Annotated in this window: 14 protein-coding genes; 5 read left to right on the forward strand and 9 right to left on the reverse strand. The window is 64.5% G+C overall.

Annotation, left to right across the window (positions count from 1 at the left end; genetic code table 11):
* Window positions 1–115: 115 nt before the first annotated feature.
* From rpsA to KUV82_RS09535, 4 genes are all read left to right on the forward strand, one after another.
* Window positions 116–1819 carry a 30S ribosomal protein S1 gene (gene rpsA, locus KUV82_RS09520; protein ID WP_219954056.1) on the forward strand — a complete coding sequence of 568 codons (1704 nt, stop codon included), beginning with the start codon at window positions 116–118 and terminating at the stop codon, window positions 1817–1819.
* Window positions 1820–1916: 97 nt separating this feature from the next.
* Window positions 1917–2318 carry a GFA family protein gene (locus KUV82_RS09525; RefSeq protein WP_219954057.1) on the forward strand — a complete coding sequence of 134 codons (402 nt, stop codon included), beginning with the start codon at window positions 1917–1919 and terminating at the stop codon, window positions 2316–2318.
* Window position 2319: 1 nt separating this feature from the next.
* Window positions 2320–3078 (forward strand): hydroxyacylglutathione hydrolase, encoded by a 759-nt coding sequence (gene gloB, locus KUV82_RS09530; RefSeq protein ID WP_219954058.1) that lies wholly within the window; start codon window positions 2320–2322, stop codon window positions 3076–3078.
* A 5-nt stretch (window positions 3079–3083) separates the two neighbouring features.
* Window positions 3084–4049 (forward strand): NADPH:quinone oxidoreductase family protein, encoded by a 966-nt coding sequence (locus KUV82_RS09535; RefSeq protein WP_219954059.1) that lies wholly within the window; start codon window positions 3084–3086, stop codon window positions 4047–4049.
* Between the two features lie 74 nt (window positions 4050–4123).
* On the opposite strand, the gene KUV82_RS09540 is transcribed toward KUV82_RS09535, so the two are convergent.
* From KUV82_RS09540 to KUV82_RS09575, 8 genes are all read right to left on the reverse strand, one after another.
* Window positions 4124–4690: a F0F1 ATP synthase subunit B family protein gene (locus KUV82_RS09540; RefSeq protein WP_219954060.1), complete on the reverse strand. Its 567-nt coding sequence runs from the start codon at window positions 4688–4690 to the stop codon at window positions 4124–4126.
* Window positions 4683–5177: a F0F1 ATP synthase subunit B family protein gene (locus KUV82_RS09545; RefSeq protein ID WP_219954061.1), complete on the reverse strand. Its 495-nt coding sequence runs from the start codon at window positions 5175–5177 to the stop codon at window positions 4683–4685. Before KUV82_RS09545 ends, KUV82_RS09540 begins: the two co-directional genes overlap by 8 nt.
* Before the next feature lie 83 nt (window positions 5178–5260).
* A complete protein-coding gene (locus KUV82_RS09550; RefSeq protein WP_040964046.1) occupies window positions 5261–5488 on the reverse strand; it encodes a F0F1 ATP synthase subunit C in 228 nt (75 codons plus the stop codon).
* A 40-nt stretch (window positions 5489–5528) separates the two neighbouring features.
* Entirely contained in the window at window positions 5529–6287 is a 759-nt protein-coding gene (locus KUV82_RS09555) for a F0F1 ATP synthase subunit A (RefSeq protein ID WP_219956280.1), read from the reverse strand.
* 85 nt (window positions 6288–6372) lie between these two features.
* Complete coding sequence (locus KUV82_RS09560) at window positions 6373–6693, reverse strand: AtpZ/AtpI family protein (protein WP_219954062.1); 321 nt, start codon at window positions 6691–6693, stop codon at window positions 6373–6375.
* Between the two features lie 188 nt (window positions 6694–6881).
* A complete protein-coding gene (locus KUV82_RS09565; protein ID WP_219954063.1) occupies window positions 6882–7271 on the reverse strand; it encodes a YdbL family protein in 390 nt (129 codons plus the stop codon).
* Between the two features lie 11 nt (window positions 7272–7282).
* Complete coding sequence (locus KUV82_RS09570) at window positions 7283–7450, reverse strand: YnbE family lipoprotein (protein WP_258319709.1); 168 nt, start codon at window positions 7448–7450, stop codon at window positions 7283–7285.
* A gap of 32 nt (window positions 7451–7482) precedes the next feature.
* Entirely contained in the window at window positions 7483–10686 is a 3204-nt protein-coding gene (locus KUV82_RS09575; protein WP_219954064.1) for an intermembrane phospholipid transport protein YdbH family protein, read from the reverse strand.
* Between the two features lie 99 nt (window positions 10687–10785).
* Between KUV82_RS09575 and radC the strand changes: the two genes are divergently transcribed.
* Window positions 10786–11484, forward strand: coding sequence for a RadC family protein (gene radC / locus KUV82_RS09580; RefSeq protein ID WP_258319710.1), 699 nt, complete (start codon window positions 10786–10788; stop codon window positions 11482–11484).
* Here the strand turns inward: radC and KUV82_RS09585 are convergent, their stop codons facing one another.
* Window positions 11485–14259, reverse strand: a complete 2775-nt coding sequence (locus KUV82_RS09585) for a DUF3857 domain-containing protein (RefSeq protein WP_219954066.1) — start codon at window positions 14257–14259, stop codon at window positions 11485–11487. It lies immediately after the preceding gene.
* Window positions 14260–14447 lie beyond the last annotated feature (188 nt).

Raw genomic sequence — 14447 nt, forward strand, 5'->3', positions numbered from 1 at the left:
CGCGGAGACGTCGGCCCTCTTGCCCCGTTAGCCACCGCAATGGTGCGGCGGAGACGGGTAAAGACCCCGGGAAAACCGGTGGCCGGTAGCAAACGTTAGTTAGGACTACTCAACCATGGCAACTTCCGCCAACCCCACCCGCGACGATTTCGCGGCAATGCTCGACGAGCAGCTCGGTGGCGCCGATGACGGCGGCTTCGAAGGCCGCGTCGTCAAGGGCACCGTCACCGCCATCGAAAACGGCATGGCACACATCGATGTCGGCCTGAAAAGCGAAGGCCGCGTCGACCTCAAGGAATTCCAGCGCTCGGAAAACGAAACCGCTCCCTCGGTCGGTGACGAAGTCGAAGTCTATGTCGACCGCGTCGAAAACGCCGAAGGCGAAGCGATGCTGTCGCGCGACCGCGCCCGCCGCGAAGCCGCCTGGGACAAGCTCGAAAACGAATTCGGCGAAGGCAAGCGCGTCGAAGGCCGCATCTTCGGCCGCGTCAAGGGCGGCTTCACCGTCGACCTCGACGGCGCCGTGGCCTTCCTGCCTGGTTCGCAGGTCGACATCCGCCCCGTGCGCGATGTCACCCCGCTGATGGACATGGCCCAGCCGTTCCAGATCCTGAAGATGGACCGTCGCCGCGGCAACATCGTTGTCTCGCGCCGCGCCGTCCTCGAAGAAACCCGCGCCGAACAGCGCAGCGAACTGATCGACAAGCTGGCTGAAGGCCAGGTGATCGACGGCGTCGTCAAGAACATCACCGACTACGGCGCCTTCGTCGACCTCGGCGGTATCGACGGCCTGCTCCACGTCACCGACATGAGCTACAAGCGCGTCAACCATCCGAGCGAAATGATCGAGATCGGCCAGACCGTGACCGTCCAGATCATCCGCATCAACGAAGAAACCCAGCGCATCAGCCTCGGCATGAAGCAGCTGGAATCGGATCCGTGGGACGGCGTTGCCGCCAAGTACCCGGTCGGCATGAAGATGACGGGCACCGTCACCAACATCACCGAATACGGCGCATTCGTCGAAATCGAGCCGGGCATCGAAGGCCTGGTCCACGTTTCGGAAATGAGCTGGACCAAGAAGAACGTCCACCCGGGCAAGATCGTCTCGACCTCGCAGGAAGTCGAAGTCATGGTCCTGGAAGTCGACAGCGAAAAGCGTCGCATCAGCCTCGGCCTCAAGCAGGCCCAGCGCAACCCGTGGGAAGAGTTCGCCGAGAAGCACCCGGTTGGCTCGAAGGTCGAAGGCGAAGTCAAGAACGCCACCGAATTCGGCCTGTTCATCGGCCTCGATGGCGACGTCGACGGCATGGTCCACATGTCGGACATCGCCTGGGGCATCTCGGGTGAAGACGCCCTCGCCCTGCACCGCAAGGGCGAGCAGGTCGAAGCCGTCGTTCTCGACGTCGACACCGACAAGGAGCGCATCAGCCTCGGCATGAAGCAGCTCGAAAAGGGTGCACCGACCGAAGCCGGCGCCGGCAGCTCGCTCCGCAAGGGCGAAACCGTCACCGTCACCGTCCTCGAAGTCCGCGATGGCGGCCTCGAAGTGCAGGTTGGCGAAGACGGCGCGACCGGCTTCATCAAGCGCAGCGACCTCGGCCGCGACCGCGACGAACAGCGTCCCGATCGCTTCCAGCCGGGTGCCAAGGTTGACGCCATGGTCACCGGTTTCGACCGCTCGAAGAAGCCGAACTTCTCGATCAAGGCGCGTCAGATCGCTGAAGAGAAGGAAGCGGTTGCTCAGTTCGGTTCGTCGGATTCGGGCGCATCGCTCGGCGACATCCTCGGCGAAGCGCTGAAGAAGAAGGAAGACTAAGCTCTTCCACCCTTCTCAAGGGTATTCAGGAAGGCCCGCTTGCCACTCTGGCAGGCGGGCCTTTCTTCTGCCTGCGCCATGGCTTACACCCTCACCCATGGAAGCGCGCTGCCAATGCGGACAACTGACCGCCACCATCACCGGTGAAGGGCACGGCGTGATGTGCCACTGCAAGGCCTGCCAGCGCCGCAGCGGATCGCCCTTCGGCATGATGGTCTATTTCGCAGCCGAGGATGTGAAGCTCAGCGGCACGTCCACCCAATACACCCGCACGGCCGATAGCGGCGATGATCTCACCCACGGCTTCTGCCCGGTGTGCGGCACGCCGTTCTGGCTCAAGACCGCGAAACACCCCGCCGGAATCGGCATTGCCGTCGGCGCGATCGAATCGAACGAAAGCGCCGGGCCTGTCCGTTCGGTGTTCGAAGAAAACCGCCACCCCTGGGTGGAAGTCCCCGACACAGCACAGCGCTTCCCGCGCGGAAGGGATGGCCGATAGGATGCCCCTCGAAGTTCACCAGTTCCCCTGCCTGTCCGACAATTACGGATACCTCCTCCACGACCCTGACAGCGGCGAAACCGCGGCGATCGATACGCCCGACGGCGCCGAATACCTCAAGCAGGCCGAAGCCAAGGGCTGGCGGATCACGCAGATCTGGAACACGCACTGGCATCCCGACCATGCCGGCGGGAACAAGGCCATCGTCGAGGCGACCGGCGCGACCATCGTCGCCCCGCAAGAGGTCGAGAAGCTGAGCCCGATCGACCGGGTGGTCGGCAATGGCGACAGCGTGGCCCTTGGCGACTGGTCCGCGCGCGTGATCGACGTATCGGGCCACACCAATGGCCATATCGCCTACCATATTGGCGATGCGGACCTCGCCTTTGTCGGCGACAGCGTCTTTGCGCTCGGATGCGGGCGCATGTTCGAAGGCGAAGCGGAGCAGTTCTGGAACAGCCTCGACCGCATCCGCCAACTGCCCGACAACACGCTGCTCTACTGCGCGCATGAATACACGCAGGCGAACGCCAGGTTCGCGCTGCACGCCGATCCCGACAACGCAGAGCTCCAGCTTTATGCGGCCCAGATCGACGAAAAGCGGGCCAAGGGCGAACCGACCGTCCCCGCACTCCTCTCGCGCGAACTGACCACCAACCCCTTCCTGCGCGCCGATGATGCCGATCTGCGCGACCGCTGGGGCGGAACCAGCCCGGCCGAAACCTTCGCCGCCCTGCGCGCGGCCAAGGACAGTTTCTGAGCGCGATGAAAGCGCTCCTCGTCCGCGAGCTCTCGCCCGACCTTTCCGGGGTCGCGCTGACCGAGATCGATAAGCCCGAGGGCGAAGTTATGGTGCGCGTGCGCGCTGCTTCGCTCAACTACCCCGACCTGCTGATGACGCAGGGCAAGTACCAGTTCAAACCCGAGCCGCCTTTCGTCTCCGGGTTGGAAATGGCGGGCGAAGTCGTGTCTGCGCCCGAGGGCAGCGGATTTTCCCCGGGTGACCGGGTGCGCGGCGGTGCCAAGACCGGGGCCTTTGCCGAATATGTCGCCCTGCCCGCCGCCGCGCTGCGCGCCATGCCGGATTCGATGAGCTTTCCGACAGCCGCCGCCATGGGCGCGGCCTATCACACGGCCTATGTCGCGCTGGTCGAAATCGGCGGGCTGAAAGCGGGCCAGAGCGTACTGGTCCATGGCGCGAGCGGCGGCGTCGGGCTGGCCGCATGCGACCTCGCCAAGGCGCTGGGCGCAAAGGTCATTGCGGCAACCCACCGCGAGGACAAGATCGAACCCTTGAAGGCCATTGCCGGCCCCGACGCGGTGATCCTCAACACGGGCCGGTTCCGCGAAGAGGTTTCACAGCTGACGGACGGACGGCTCTGCGATCTCGTCTACGATCCCGTGGGCGGCGATGTGTTCGACGAGAGCACCCGCTGCGTGACCTTTGGCGGCAAGCTGTTGGTGATTGGCTTTGTCGCAGGCCGCATTCCGACCATCGCCGTCAATATCCCGCTGATGAAGGGCTTTTCCGTCGTGGGCGCGCGGGCGGGTGAATATGTGCGCCGTTTCCCCGCTCGCGGGCCGGTGATTGCAGAGGCGGTTGACGCCCTGGTCACCGAAGGCCGCATTGCGCCGCATATCGATCGCACGCTTCCACTAGCCGACTGGTGCGAGGCCTTCGAGGCAATGGCGCGCGGCGAGATCATTGGGAAGATCGTCCTCGAACCCTGACGTCCAGTTCGCCCATACGAAAAGGGCGGCCCCAACGGGACCGCCCTTCCGAAAAACCTATTGGAACCGAAGGATCAGATCCCTGCGATCACCTTGTCGGCCAGCGCCTTGTCGGCTTCGGCGTCGTGCTTGTCGGCAATCAGCTTGCGGCTCGCGCTCGTGGCGGCGTTGACGGCGCGGTTGCGCACGTCTTCGACCGCTTCGCGCTCGGCAGCGGCGATCTTGTCTTCCGCCATGCGCTTGCGGCGCTCGACCATCGCCTTGCTGTCGGCTTCGGCCTTTTCGAGGATGGCATCGGCTTCGTGCTGCGCGTTGGTCAGCATGGCCTCGGCATCCTTTTCGGCCCCGGCGATCTTGTCCGCATACTCCTTGCGGAGCGCTTCGGCTTCGGCGCGCAGCTGCTTGGCTTCGTCGAGCTGCTCCTTGATCGCGGCGATCTTGCTGTCGAGGCCGCCGGCAATGCTCTTATGCACCTTGGCGCCGAAGAAGGCGACCAGCAGCAGCGCCAGCATCGAGACCGAGACCCACTGGTAGGGTTCGAGACCCCAGAGCGACGGTTCGGCGTATTTGGCGACTTCGGCGGCCGGTTCCACGAAGGGATCGGGCGCTTCGGTGGTGAAGACCTCAGGTACATTAGCCATGGTTCATGGCCTCCTTCACGGCCTTCGAAGCGGTCGGCTTGGTCACCTTGACCCCGGCGAGGGTCTTCACGATGTCCTGGGCCGCCTCGACCGCAACCGATTCCACTTCGGCGAGCGCGGCGGTGCGGGCTTCGGCGATGCGGGTTTCGGCTTCGGCCAGCTTCTTGTCGAGCCGCGTCTGCGCTGCCTTGAGCTTCTTTTCGGACTTGGCAGCAGCCTCGTCCTTGGCCTTGGCAACGATCGCCTGCGCGGCTGCGCGGTTCTCGTTTTCCTTCACCCGCCAGGCTTCTTCCTGCTCGTCGGCAGCGTCGCGCGCGGCCTTGGCTGCGGCGAGGTCGGCGGCGATCTGGCCGTCACGCTGGGCGACGGTTTCCATCACCTTGGGCACCATGCCGCGACCGATGACGAAGAAGGTGATGCCGAAAAAGACCAGCAGCCAGAAGACCTGGCTGGACCATGTTTCAGCAAGCTGTGCTATCTGGGGCATTGCAGCTCTCGAAAGGCGGGTTCGATAAAGTCATGCACGCCGGCCAGGAACGGTCCCGGCCGGCGCGAAATCGGTAGTCGTGCTTAGGCGACGAAGATCAGGATCATCGCGACGACGAACGCCAGCAGGCCGAGAAGTTCGGCAGCGGCGAAGCCGATGAACAGGCGGCCCTGCTGGCCGTCTGCAGCACCCGGGTTGCGCAGGGCGCTTTCGAGGAACGAACCGAAGACGTTACCCACACCGATGGCGGCCATGCCGGCACCGATTGCAGCGAGACCGGCACCAACCAGCTTTGCAGCTTCTACTTCCATGATAAACTCCTTTGGGAAATCAAACTGTTGAATGGCAAACTTAGTGAAGGTGCTCTGCATCGTTGATGTAGAGCGAGGTCAGCAGGGCGAAGACATACGCCTGGATGCCTGCGACCAGAATTTCGAGTGCGCTGATGCCGACCATGAGCAGGAAGCTCGGCAGGCCGACGAGGAGGCCGAAGCCTGCGCCCGCGCTGACGCCGTCGATCACGAAGCTCGACAGCACCTTGAGCAGGACGTGGCCCGCCATCATTGCGACGAAGAGACGCAGCGCGAGGCTGAACGGGCGCACCATGAACGAGATGAACTCGATCGGTGCGATCACCGGAACCATCGGCAGCGGCGTGCCGTGCGGCACGAACAGGCTGAAGAAGTGCAGGCCATGCTTCCAGAAGCCGACGATCAGGACGATCGAGAAGCTGATGATGGCCAGGACGCCGGTCACGGTGAAGTGACTGGTGAAGGTGAACGGGTGGATCCCGACGAGGCCCAGCGGCAGGAGGCCGAGGAGGTTGGCAACCAGAATGAACATGAACAGGCTGAAGACATAGGGCACGTACTTGCGCCCTTCCTTGCCGATGTTCGCTTCCAGCATGTTGTCGATGAAGCCGGTGAAGGTCTCCACCATCATCTGCCAGCGACCGGGCACGAGCTCGCGCTTCATGCCGCCAAGCACGAAGAGGAAGAGCACAACGGTCGTCACCAGCATCCACATGGCGCTGTTGGTGAAGGCGATGTTGTAGCCGGCGATTTCCCAGCCCTGCGTTCCAGCGATCGGTTCGATCGCGAACTGCTTCATCGGGTCGACTTTGGCCTGTTCGGCTGCCACGTCAGATAGTCCCTAAATCCTATAAACAACGCCCCGAAACCCTGCCTGTGCAGGACTAGTCGTCGGGACGCTCGTTTGCCGCGCGGATGATGTTCCTGAAGGCAACGACTATTCCGAGGAACAGCCCCACCAACAGACCCCAGGGATTGGTGCCCGTGAGATGCCCGATGGCATACCCGATCACCGAACCACCGAGAAGCCCGCCAAGGAGATCCGCGAGGACCCGGTTGCCGCTGCGGTAATTCGCATCGGAGCCGGTATTCTGCGGACGGTTACGCTGTTCTTCGCGCTGCTGGGCGGCCGCAAGCCGCTTCTCCAGCGCGTCGATCCGCGCATCCTCCTCGAGAGGTTCCCGTGCGGGTTTGTCGTCGCTCATGCCTTGCTCCTTTAAGGGGGTTGCGCGGCACGGGCACGGACTTGCCCGCCGAGGGCGCCGCCCCCTTAGAAGGGGGGTGCAAGCGAGTCAACATGAGGAAGGGCCGGAAAAGCGTCTTGGCGGCGCAAAAAAGCCCCCCACCCCCGAAAAGGGGATGAGGGGCTTCCTCTGGAATTAGCCGGATGCCCTTACGGACAACGCGCATCGCGCATCGGCGGCGCGGAGGTACGGGTCTGCCAGCTGCCGTCCGGCGCCTGGTATTTTTCGCCCGGCGTCGTTGCCAGGATCGCCTGGCAGCCAGCGGTCAGCGCGTATTCCTCCAGCGTGGCGTTGGTTGCCTGCGCGCGCTGCGAATAGACCGCGCGGCGCTTGATGTTGATGTCGCTGACGATGCGCTGCAGCTCGGGCGTGGAGGCGCCCACGATACCGAGGTAGCCGTCCATCTTCTCGCCGACCTGCCCGGCCGAACGGGCAGCCGCATAGGCCGGGTCGCGCTGGGCGAAAGCGGGGGTCGCAAGACCCGTGAGCGCGGTCGCGGCGGCAGCGGCGCCAAGCAGCGTTTTGGTCCATGTGTTCATCGTATCACCCATCAGAAAATATCCGCGTTTTCCTCGATCGTATTGCCCGCATCTTCCGCGAGGCGATAGATCACTTCCTGGCGGATGTTCACGTTCAGCTCGATCACGATCGGCTCTTCGGGCGCATTGACTGTGATGCAGCCCCCGAGCGCGACCGGTGCAAGCATGGCCGTGGCCATCCCCCGTGTCACTTTGGCATTCCTCATAGCGCTCACTCGCTTTCCTGCTCCTGAATAACGGGTTCATCCGGAAGTATATCCTCCGGCGTGATATCGGGTTCGGCTTCCTCTCCGGTGATCGAACGGCGCAGGAAGCGCGTGCCGTCGTCGGAGAGAAGCCCCAGCTCGCGCGGGTCGCGCACCGCGGCCGGGTCGTAGATGGACTTGAGGCTCGTCAGCAGCTGGTAGAACTGTGCGCGAATGTTGATCCGGAACTGCAGCGGGATCGCCGCAAGCCGCCGAGTCACGAAATTCGAATCCGCCCCCTCGCCCTGCCGCACGCCATCGAAGCGCACGCGGGTCACGATTTCGCCGGTCAGCGGCCCCTCCATGATTACCCGCATCTGCGAATAATCGAGGCTGCGCAGCGAATCGAAGGCGAAGTTGGCGATGGCGGAAAGGTCCTCATAGGTCAGCTCGCCCACATAGGAGATGTTGCCGCCCGGTGGCCGCGAAATCAGCACGCCCGTATCGATGCGCCCGTTGCCGTTCGCGTCGAACACAATCGGCACGGTGCCGTCGAACAGTCCGGTGGCCGAGAGATTGCCGAGCTCCATCTCTTCCACAAAGATCGCCGCGTCGAGGCCGACGATCTCGAAGATGTACCGGCGCTCTTCCTCTATGCCGAGATTGAGGTCGACATCGCGCAGGATCAGCTGGCCGCCCATGAAGGGCCAGCTTCCGCCCCGTACCGCCAAGAGCTCGCCGTTGCGCAGCTCGAAGGAAACCTCGCCGTCGAGCACTTCGACGCCCGGGTTGATGCCCGCCACGCGGATTGTCTGGTTGGGCGCGGTCGTGAGGTTGAGCAGGTCGATAAATTCGATCGTCCCGCTTGCCCCTTCGACCGGGCCGAACGCGGCGGCGAAATCCAGGTCGTCGCTGGAAAAGGCACCCGAGCTCGTGATCGTGCCATCGCTCGCCCAGTCGATGCGCCCGCTCCCCGTTACCGTGCCGTCGGCATTGGCGATGACGCCAAGAGCGAGCAGCGAGAGGTCGTCGGGCTGGAGCCCTTCGTTGAACACCAGACCAGGCACATCGATGTCCGCCGAGCCAGCGCTGGTCGCGAGGTTGTGGCGCAGGCTCACATTGGTGACCAGCCGGTCGCTAGCCGGATTGCGCAAGGCAGCGCTCGCCTCGATGAGATTGTCATAGAGCGTCAGCGACGCATCGCGCGCGACGAGCGGTTCGAACCGCGGCGTTTCCTCGCGATCGACCAGTGTGAACCGGGCATCGTCGATGACGAGGCGGTCATCACGATAGGTCCATGTCCCGTGCACATCTTCGAGGTCCATCGGGACCGCAGCCAGGGCGATGTCTGCATCCGAGAAGCTCCCCGAGAGGTCGCCTCCGAGCTGCGCTTCGAAATCCGAAAGGAGGAAGCGGCTGGCGGTGTCCGCTGGGCCAAGTGTGACGTCGATCGTGCGGGCCGTCATCACGCCGGGATAGGCAAAGCCCACGGGCCCTGATGCAATGCGGATCGGCGTGTCGCCAAGCGATCCTTCGAGATCGAGCGAAGGCGTACCGGCAGCAATTCGAAGGCCCGCGTTGTCGGATGTCAGGATCGCGCGCCCCGAAGCCGGGCAAAGAGTGAGGCCACGCCGTTCAAAAGCGAGATTGGCCAGCTCCAGCCGGTCGAACCGCACGTCCATGCAACTGCGCCACAGGCTCAGCCGATCGTTCGCATAACGCCCTTCGATCGGGACAAGCAGGTTCGTCGCCGAGCCGCCCGGAAGAGGGCCGCTTGCCAGCATACGCCCGGAAAATCCGAGTGCGCCGCTAGCACCTTGCGCGATGACGATCTGCGGCACCGACACGGCCGCTCCCTCGGCCTCGTAGCGTTCCATGGCGAGGCGGAAGATCGATCCACCGCTTTCGCTCCGCTCCATCCGGCCGGAAATGCGCGGCATGTTCGGGCCGCCGGTCGCGATATTGCCGGCGAGCCGCGCCATGCCATCGCCCTGCCCGGCAATCTCGACCCGCGAAAGCGATACGAGCCGCGCATCGCTACCACCGCGCAATTCGGCGCGCGGAGCGATCAGCGAATAACCATCAGGATCGGTGCGCAGCCGCACATCGGCGCTCAGCGCGCTGCCGCGCGTTTCCGACTGGAGAGCCCGCACCAGCTTTCGCACCAGCGGCGCGACAAGGGTGCCCTCACCCGATTGCGAGAGCGACCGGAGGCTAGCAACGCTGCTTGCGCCAAGCCTGAGACCGTTGCCCTCAAGCGTGCTGTCGAGCTGCACACGGGAAAACCCGTCGGTCGCGCGGACCTGCCCCTCGGCGGTCAGGACCGCTGCGAGAGCTTGCGGCGTTTCCACTCCGCGCGCCGCCAGCGAGAAGCGCGAGGTGACGAGATCGTCGCGCATCTGGCCGCGGATCGTGCCGAGTATCGCGCTGGCCGAGGTCGTCGCGAGGCGGCTCTCGCCGCCTTCGAGCCGCGCTTCGATGGATGGATTGGCAAGGCGCGAATCGGCCGTGACATCGACCTCCATCGCGTAATCCTGCAAGGCGATCCCTGCGCTTTCGCACTCCAGAGAGGCAAGCCGTGCGGGCCCTTCGAACCGGGGTTCGCCCGACGTGGTCGTCACAGCTCCGAAAAGGCTCGTGCGACCCGCCGTGCATCCGTTCAAGGCCAGTTCGGGCGCCACAGCGGCCAGCATGCCTTCCCAGCCGTGGCTGACCGTACCCGATCCGACCAGCTTGATTCCGACCGGACCGTAGTCCGTAGCAATACGCGCCCGGCCGTCGCGAATGGCGAGGTTTAGGTTGGGCAAGCCGGAGGAGGGTTCTTCGCTCGGACCGAAAATGAGGGAATCGAGACTGCCGAAACTAAGCTCCCCACCACGATAGCTGCCGTAGAGCCGGGGTTCTTCGAGCGTAACGGCACCGATCTCCGGCACGCCGAGCCGGTAGCGCAATTCGACCACGACACGCTCTGCCGTGAAGTCGGGCATCTCCGGATCGCCAAGCACGACATTGCCGAGCACCTGCGTGCGCCCGCCGACCCGTTCAATCGTGTAGCTGGCGGGGACGCCGTTCGCCTCGAGCTGGTCACGGATGATGTCGTCGACGATAACCTCGCGCGAGAACCACGCGAATATCCCCGCGGCAATGAGCAGGGTCATCAGGACGCTGGGGATCGCCCAGCGCTTCTTGCGCCACCGTGCGCGGTGCACGGCGTCGTTTTCGCTCATCATCTGAGGATCGTCTGCGTCCCGCACCATCGAAGCCACACTTGCGCCCTAAGCCTTGGAAAGGCAATGCAATGCTCACTAACGCCGGGCTTGGGGGTTTTGTTGCCGGGGGACGCAGAAATTTCCGCAAAGCACGCAGGCGCCGGGCATCGCGAGCGGCTCCGGCAACGCCTTCTGGGCGGCGGCGCGGAGGCTCTTGCCGATTATGAATTGCTGGAATTCCTGCTGTATGCGGCCAAGCGTCAGGGCGACACCAAGCCGCTGGCCAAGGCGCTGATCGCCCATTTCGGATCGCTATCGGCCGTCCTCGCCGCCGATCCGCAGGCCCTCCAGCAGGTCAAAGGCTTGGGCGAAGCGAGCGCGGCGGCACTGTTCGCGGTCAATCTCGCCGCCCGCAGGATGGCGCGCGGCGCGGTGCAGGACAAACCGGTGCTGGGTAGCTGGCAGGCGCTGCTCGATTATCTCGCGATCGACATGGCGCATCTCAACCACGAGCGTGTGCGCGTGCTTTACCTCAACACCCAGAATCGCCTGATCCTCGACCACTTGCTGGGCGAAGGATCGATCGACGAGGCAGCCATCCATCCGCGCGAGGTAATCCGCAAGGCCTTCGACGTGGGCGCAACCGCGCTGATCCTCGTTCACAACCACCCGAGCGGAAATCCGGAGCCGAGCCGGGCCGATATCGCAATTACCGGCCGGATTGCCGAAGCCGGGCGCTTGCTGGGCGTGACGGTGCACGATCATGTGATCGTCGGACGCGACGGGCATGTCTCGCTGCGCGCAAAAGGGCTGATCTGATCAGTCCGGCACGAGGCCGTAGCTCTTGTAGAGATGATCGATGTCGGGGCTGATCCGGCGCGCCTTCACCAAGTCCTCGCGACCGCCGCGATCGCCATCCTCAAGCCGGATGAGACCGCGCAGGAACAGGCTCGCCGCCTGTCCAGGTTCCTGCGCCAGCGCGGCTTCGAGGTCCTTCATCGCATCATCCTTGCGGCCGAGGCGATAGAAGGCCAGCGCGCGGCTATCGAGCACGCCTGCCGAATTGCCCGAGACTGCAACCGCCCGGTCGCAAACCTCTTCGGCAAGCTCGACCTGGTAGTTCCAGATGCCCGCCGTCCAGCACTGCGAATTGAGCAAGGCCGCTTCGTCGGGGCGCTCGTCGAGGGCAACCTGGAGCCGGTCCCAGGCCTCCGGTTCGCGCCCGGCATGGCCGGAGAGCTCCGACCAGACGATCTCGGCGTCGAGGCCCTCGTCCCCGGACAGGCCCAACTGGTCGATGAGCTCAAGTGCCTCGTCCGCGCGCCCGGCCTTCGACAATTGCTTGGCAAGGTGCGAGGCGTAGGCGATATCGCCCTGCAGGTCGAAAGCGGTCTGCGCGTCGGCCAGCGCCTCCTCGTAGCGGCCAAGCGCGTTGTAGGCTTCGCTGCGCAGGCGGTACATCTGCGGGGTGGCTTCCAGATCGATCGCGCGGTCGAAATCAGCAATGGCCTCCTCGAAGTCGCGTCGCAGTGTGTAGAAGCCCGCGCGCAGGCTGTAGAAGCTCGCCACATCGTCACGCATCGCGATGAGCGAGGTTGCCGCGTCGATATGCGGCTGCAGCTTGCGGCGGATGACCCGGTCATCGAGGTCCCAATAGCGTTGCGGGTTTTCCAGCCGCAGCACCGGGTCGCCGCTGGCAATGCGGCGGATGGCGCGGCGCCCCTCACCCAGCTCCGAAACCGGAATTTCGGTCGGGATATAGGAGGTTGAATCCGAAATCTCGAAACGATCGGCGGTGAGTTTCGTCTTGCGCGAGAAACGCACGGCAGCGGCGACTTCGTCCAGTTCGGCAAGCCCGGTCAGCTGCACGCTGTCCGCGCCTTCAGGCAGAGTGTAGATCCAGCGTTCCTGCATCGTCAGCGGTCCGCCGGTGCGATAGGGAATGTCGCGCCAAATCGAGCGCGCCCGGTCGGGCTTGAAGCTCCAGTTGGTGGTCGCTCCGGGAACCTGGTGGCTGGCCATGCCGCGTTCGAAGCCGAATTGTTCGAAGGTCATGCCCTCGGCAATCAGCCGCGCAACGCCGGCGTCATCGTCGTAGGTAATCTGGGCATCGTAGACGAAGCCGCCCAGCACCTCTTCAAGATATTTTGTTGCTACGCCGATCAGGGTCGCACGATCCTGCTGGGCCGCCTGCGCGCGCAGCCGCGAGCCCATGATGCCGCGCAGCTCCACATCAGCTTCATAAAGCACCGGCAGGTCGACGCCTGCCGACATGTCGTAGGTGACGCGGATCGAGCGGTCCGGGGCCGTGGGCCAGCGCTGGGTGACGGGAATGAGCTCGCTCCCCGCCTCGCGGAGGGGAAGCGCCCAGGCGAAGTCCGGCACTTCGGAGATCGTATCGAGGCGCGTGCCCGAACTGGTCCCGTCGAGCCAGTATTCGGTATCGCCGATCACCGCACGCACGACCATGTGGTCGAAGGCGCCGGGAAGCGGCTGCGAAATCGCCACCGAATCGCCATTGGTCGTGTCGACCAGCACGGCTTCGGCTACGATGTCCATCTCGCGCAGCATGGCGAGCAGCAGCAGGCTCTTGGCCTTGCAATCGCCGTAGCGCTTGGACCAAGTCTCGGCCGGCGACTGGGGCAGGTAATTGCCGCCGTCCATGCCGTTCAAAAGATAGCTGACCTCGTCCTGCACCAGCCGCAGTGCAAGCGCGGCGCGCTCGAGCGGGTCATTGGTCGCAGCGCGTATCCGCTCGACCTGCTGGTGCACCGGATCGCCCGCCGCGATCGCGCCTTCGGTCCCGAAATGCGCGCCCATCGTGCGCGAGACTTCGGGCCAATCCGCAAAACTGCCGACCTGGAGCTGCGGGGAGACGCGGTACCGGCCCGGCGCGTCGTCGGGCATCTTGGCCGGCTGCTCGACCGGCAAGTCGAAGGAGAGGACCGTAAAACCGCCGCGCTCTTCCACCTCGGGCTGCGCGACATCGCCAAGCGTGCGCCACTCCATGGGGCGCTCCGTCGGCCAGGACATCAGCAGGCGGCCAAGGCCCACCTGCGTTGGCTTGGCAAGCACTGCCTCGGTGGCCTGCATCTCGCCCGATAGCGCCTGGTCACGCTGGCTGGTCGAGCTGGTGACGCGCAGGATATCGCCGACCTTGAGGCCGGGTATGGCAAAAACGGCGGTCAGCGCCCCGTCGACCGATCGCTGCTCCAGCTCGCGTTCGCGGCGCAGGATTTCAGGCCGCAATCCGTCGGCGATCAGGTCGATCACCGCTCCATCGCGCAGGATGTGGAGCCGGTGGATTGCAAGGTCGCCCTTGTCGGGCATCCAGACGAATTGCAGCGTCCCGAGTTCCTGCAGCGCCTCGGTCGTGGAAATCCGATAGCCGATATCGGTGTAACGCGAGACCACCCCATCCTCGAGCCGCACCTGGCGATCGTAGAGCGGCACATCGTCACGGGTCTGGAACGCCGCTTCGGCATCGACCGCTTCGACCCAGCCGGGGCTATCGACAAAACGGACCTCGTCACCGGCGATGGCCGGTGCGGACAAAACAACTAGCGGCGCGGCGGCCAGCGCGAAGCGGTGCATCAACTCCCCCGAAATACCCTCTCACCGGCAAGCCTATGACGCATATTATGATTTGCCAACATGGCCGAGGCGAAAGCTTCGCGATTTTGTCACGGGAAGGGCTATCAAAAGACGGGCCAAACACCCCGACACGCCTTGCCATCGCGGGCCGCTGCGCCTAGCCGCGCCCTGTCCCGAATCCCGCCACG

Source organism: Qipengyuania flava, from assembly GCF_019448255.1.
Lineage (GTDB): Bacteria > Pseudomonadota > Alphaproteobacteria > Sphingomonadales > Sphingomonadaceae > Qipengyuania > Qipengyuania flava_A.

Bases quoted from the DNA above. Each gene is read 5' to 3' on its own strand.
- rpsA (WP_219954056.1), top strand. From the start codon at position 116: ATGGCAACTTCCGCCAACCCCACCCGCGACGATTTCGCGGCAATGCTC.
- KUV82_RS09525 (WP_219954057.1), top strand. From the start codon at position 1,917: ATGGAAGCGCGCTGCCAATGCGGACAACTGACCGCCACCATCACCGGT.
- gloB (WP_219954058.1), top strand. From the start codon at position 2,320: ATGCCCCTCGAAGTTCACCAGTTCCCCTGCCTGTCCGACAATTACGGA.
- KUV82_RS09535 (WP_219954059.1), top strand. From the start codon at position 3,084: ATGAAAGCGCTCCTCGTCCGCGAGCTCTCGCCCGACCTTTCCGGGGTC.
- KUV82_RS09540 (WP_219954060.1), bottom strand. From the start codon at position 4,690: ATGGCTAATGTACCTGAGGTCTTCACCACCGAAGCGCCCGATCCCTTC.
- KUV82_RS09545 (WP_219954061.1), bottom strand. From the start codon at position 5,177: ATGCCCCAGATAGCACAGCTTGCTGAAACATGGTCCAGCCAGGTCTTC.
- KUV82_RS09550 (WP_040964046.1), bottom strand. From the start codon at position 5,488: ATGGAAGTAGAAGCTGCAAAGCTGGTTGGTGCCGGTCTCGCTGCAATC.
- KUV82_RS09555 (WP_219956280.1), bottom strand. From the start codon at position 6,287: ATGAAGCAGTTCGCGATCGAACCGATCGCTGGAACGCAGGGCTGGGAA.
- KUV82_RS09560 (WP_219954062.1), bottom strand. From the start codon at position 6,693: ATGAGCGACGACAAACCCGCACGGGAACCTCTCGAGGAGGATGCGCGG.
- KUV82_RS09565 (WP_219954063.1), bottom strand. From the start codon at position 7,271: ATGAACACATGGACCAAAACGCTGCTTGGCGCCGCTGCCGCCGCGACC.
- KUV82_RS09570 (WP_258319709.1), bottom strand. From the start codon at position 7,450: ATGGCCACGGCCATGCTTGCACCGGTCGCGCTCGGGGGCTGCATCACA.
- KUV82_RS09575 (WP_219954064.1), bottom strand. From the start codon at position 10,686: ATGATGAGCGAAAACGACGCCGTGCACCGCGCACGGTGGCGCAAGAAG.
- KUV82_RS09585 (WP_219954066.1), bottom strand. From the start codon at position 14,259: ATGCACCGCTTCGCGCTGGCCGCCGCGCCGCTAGTTGTTTTGTCCGCA.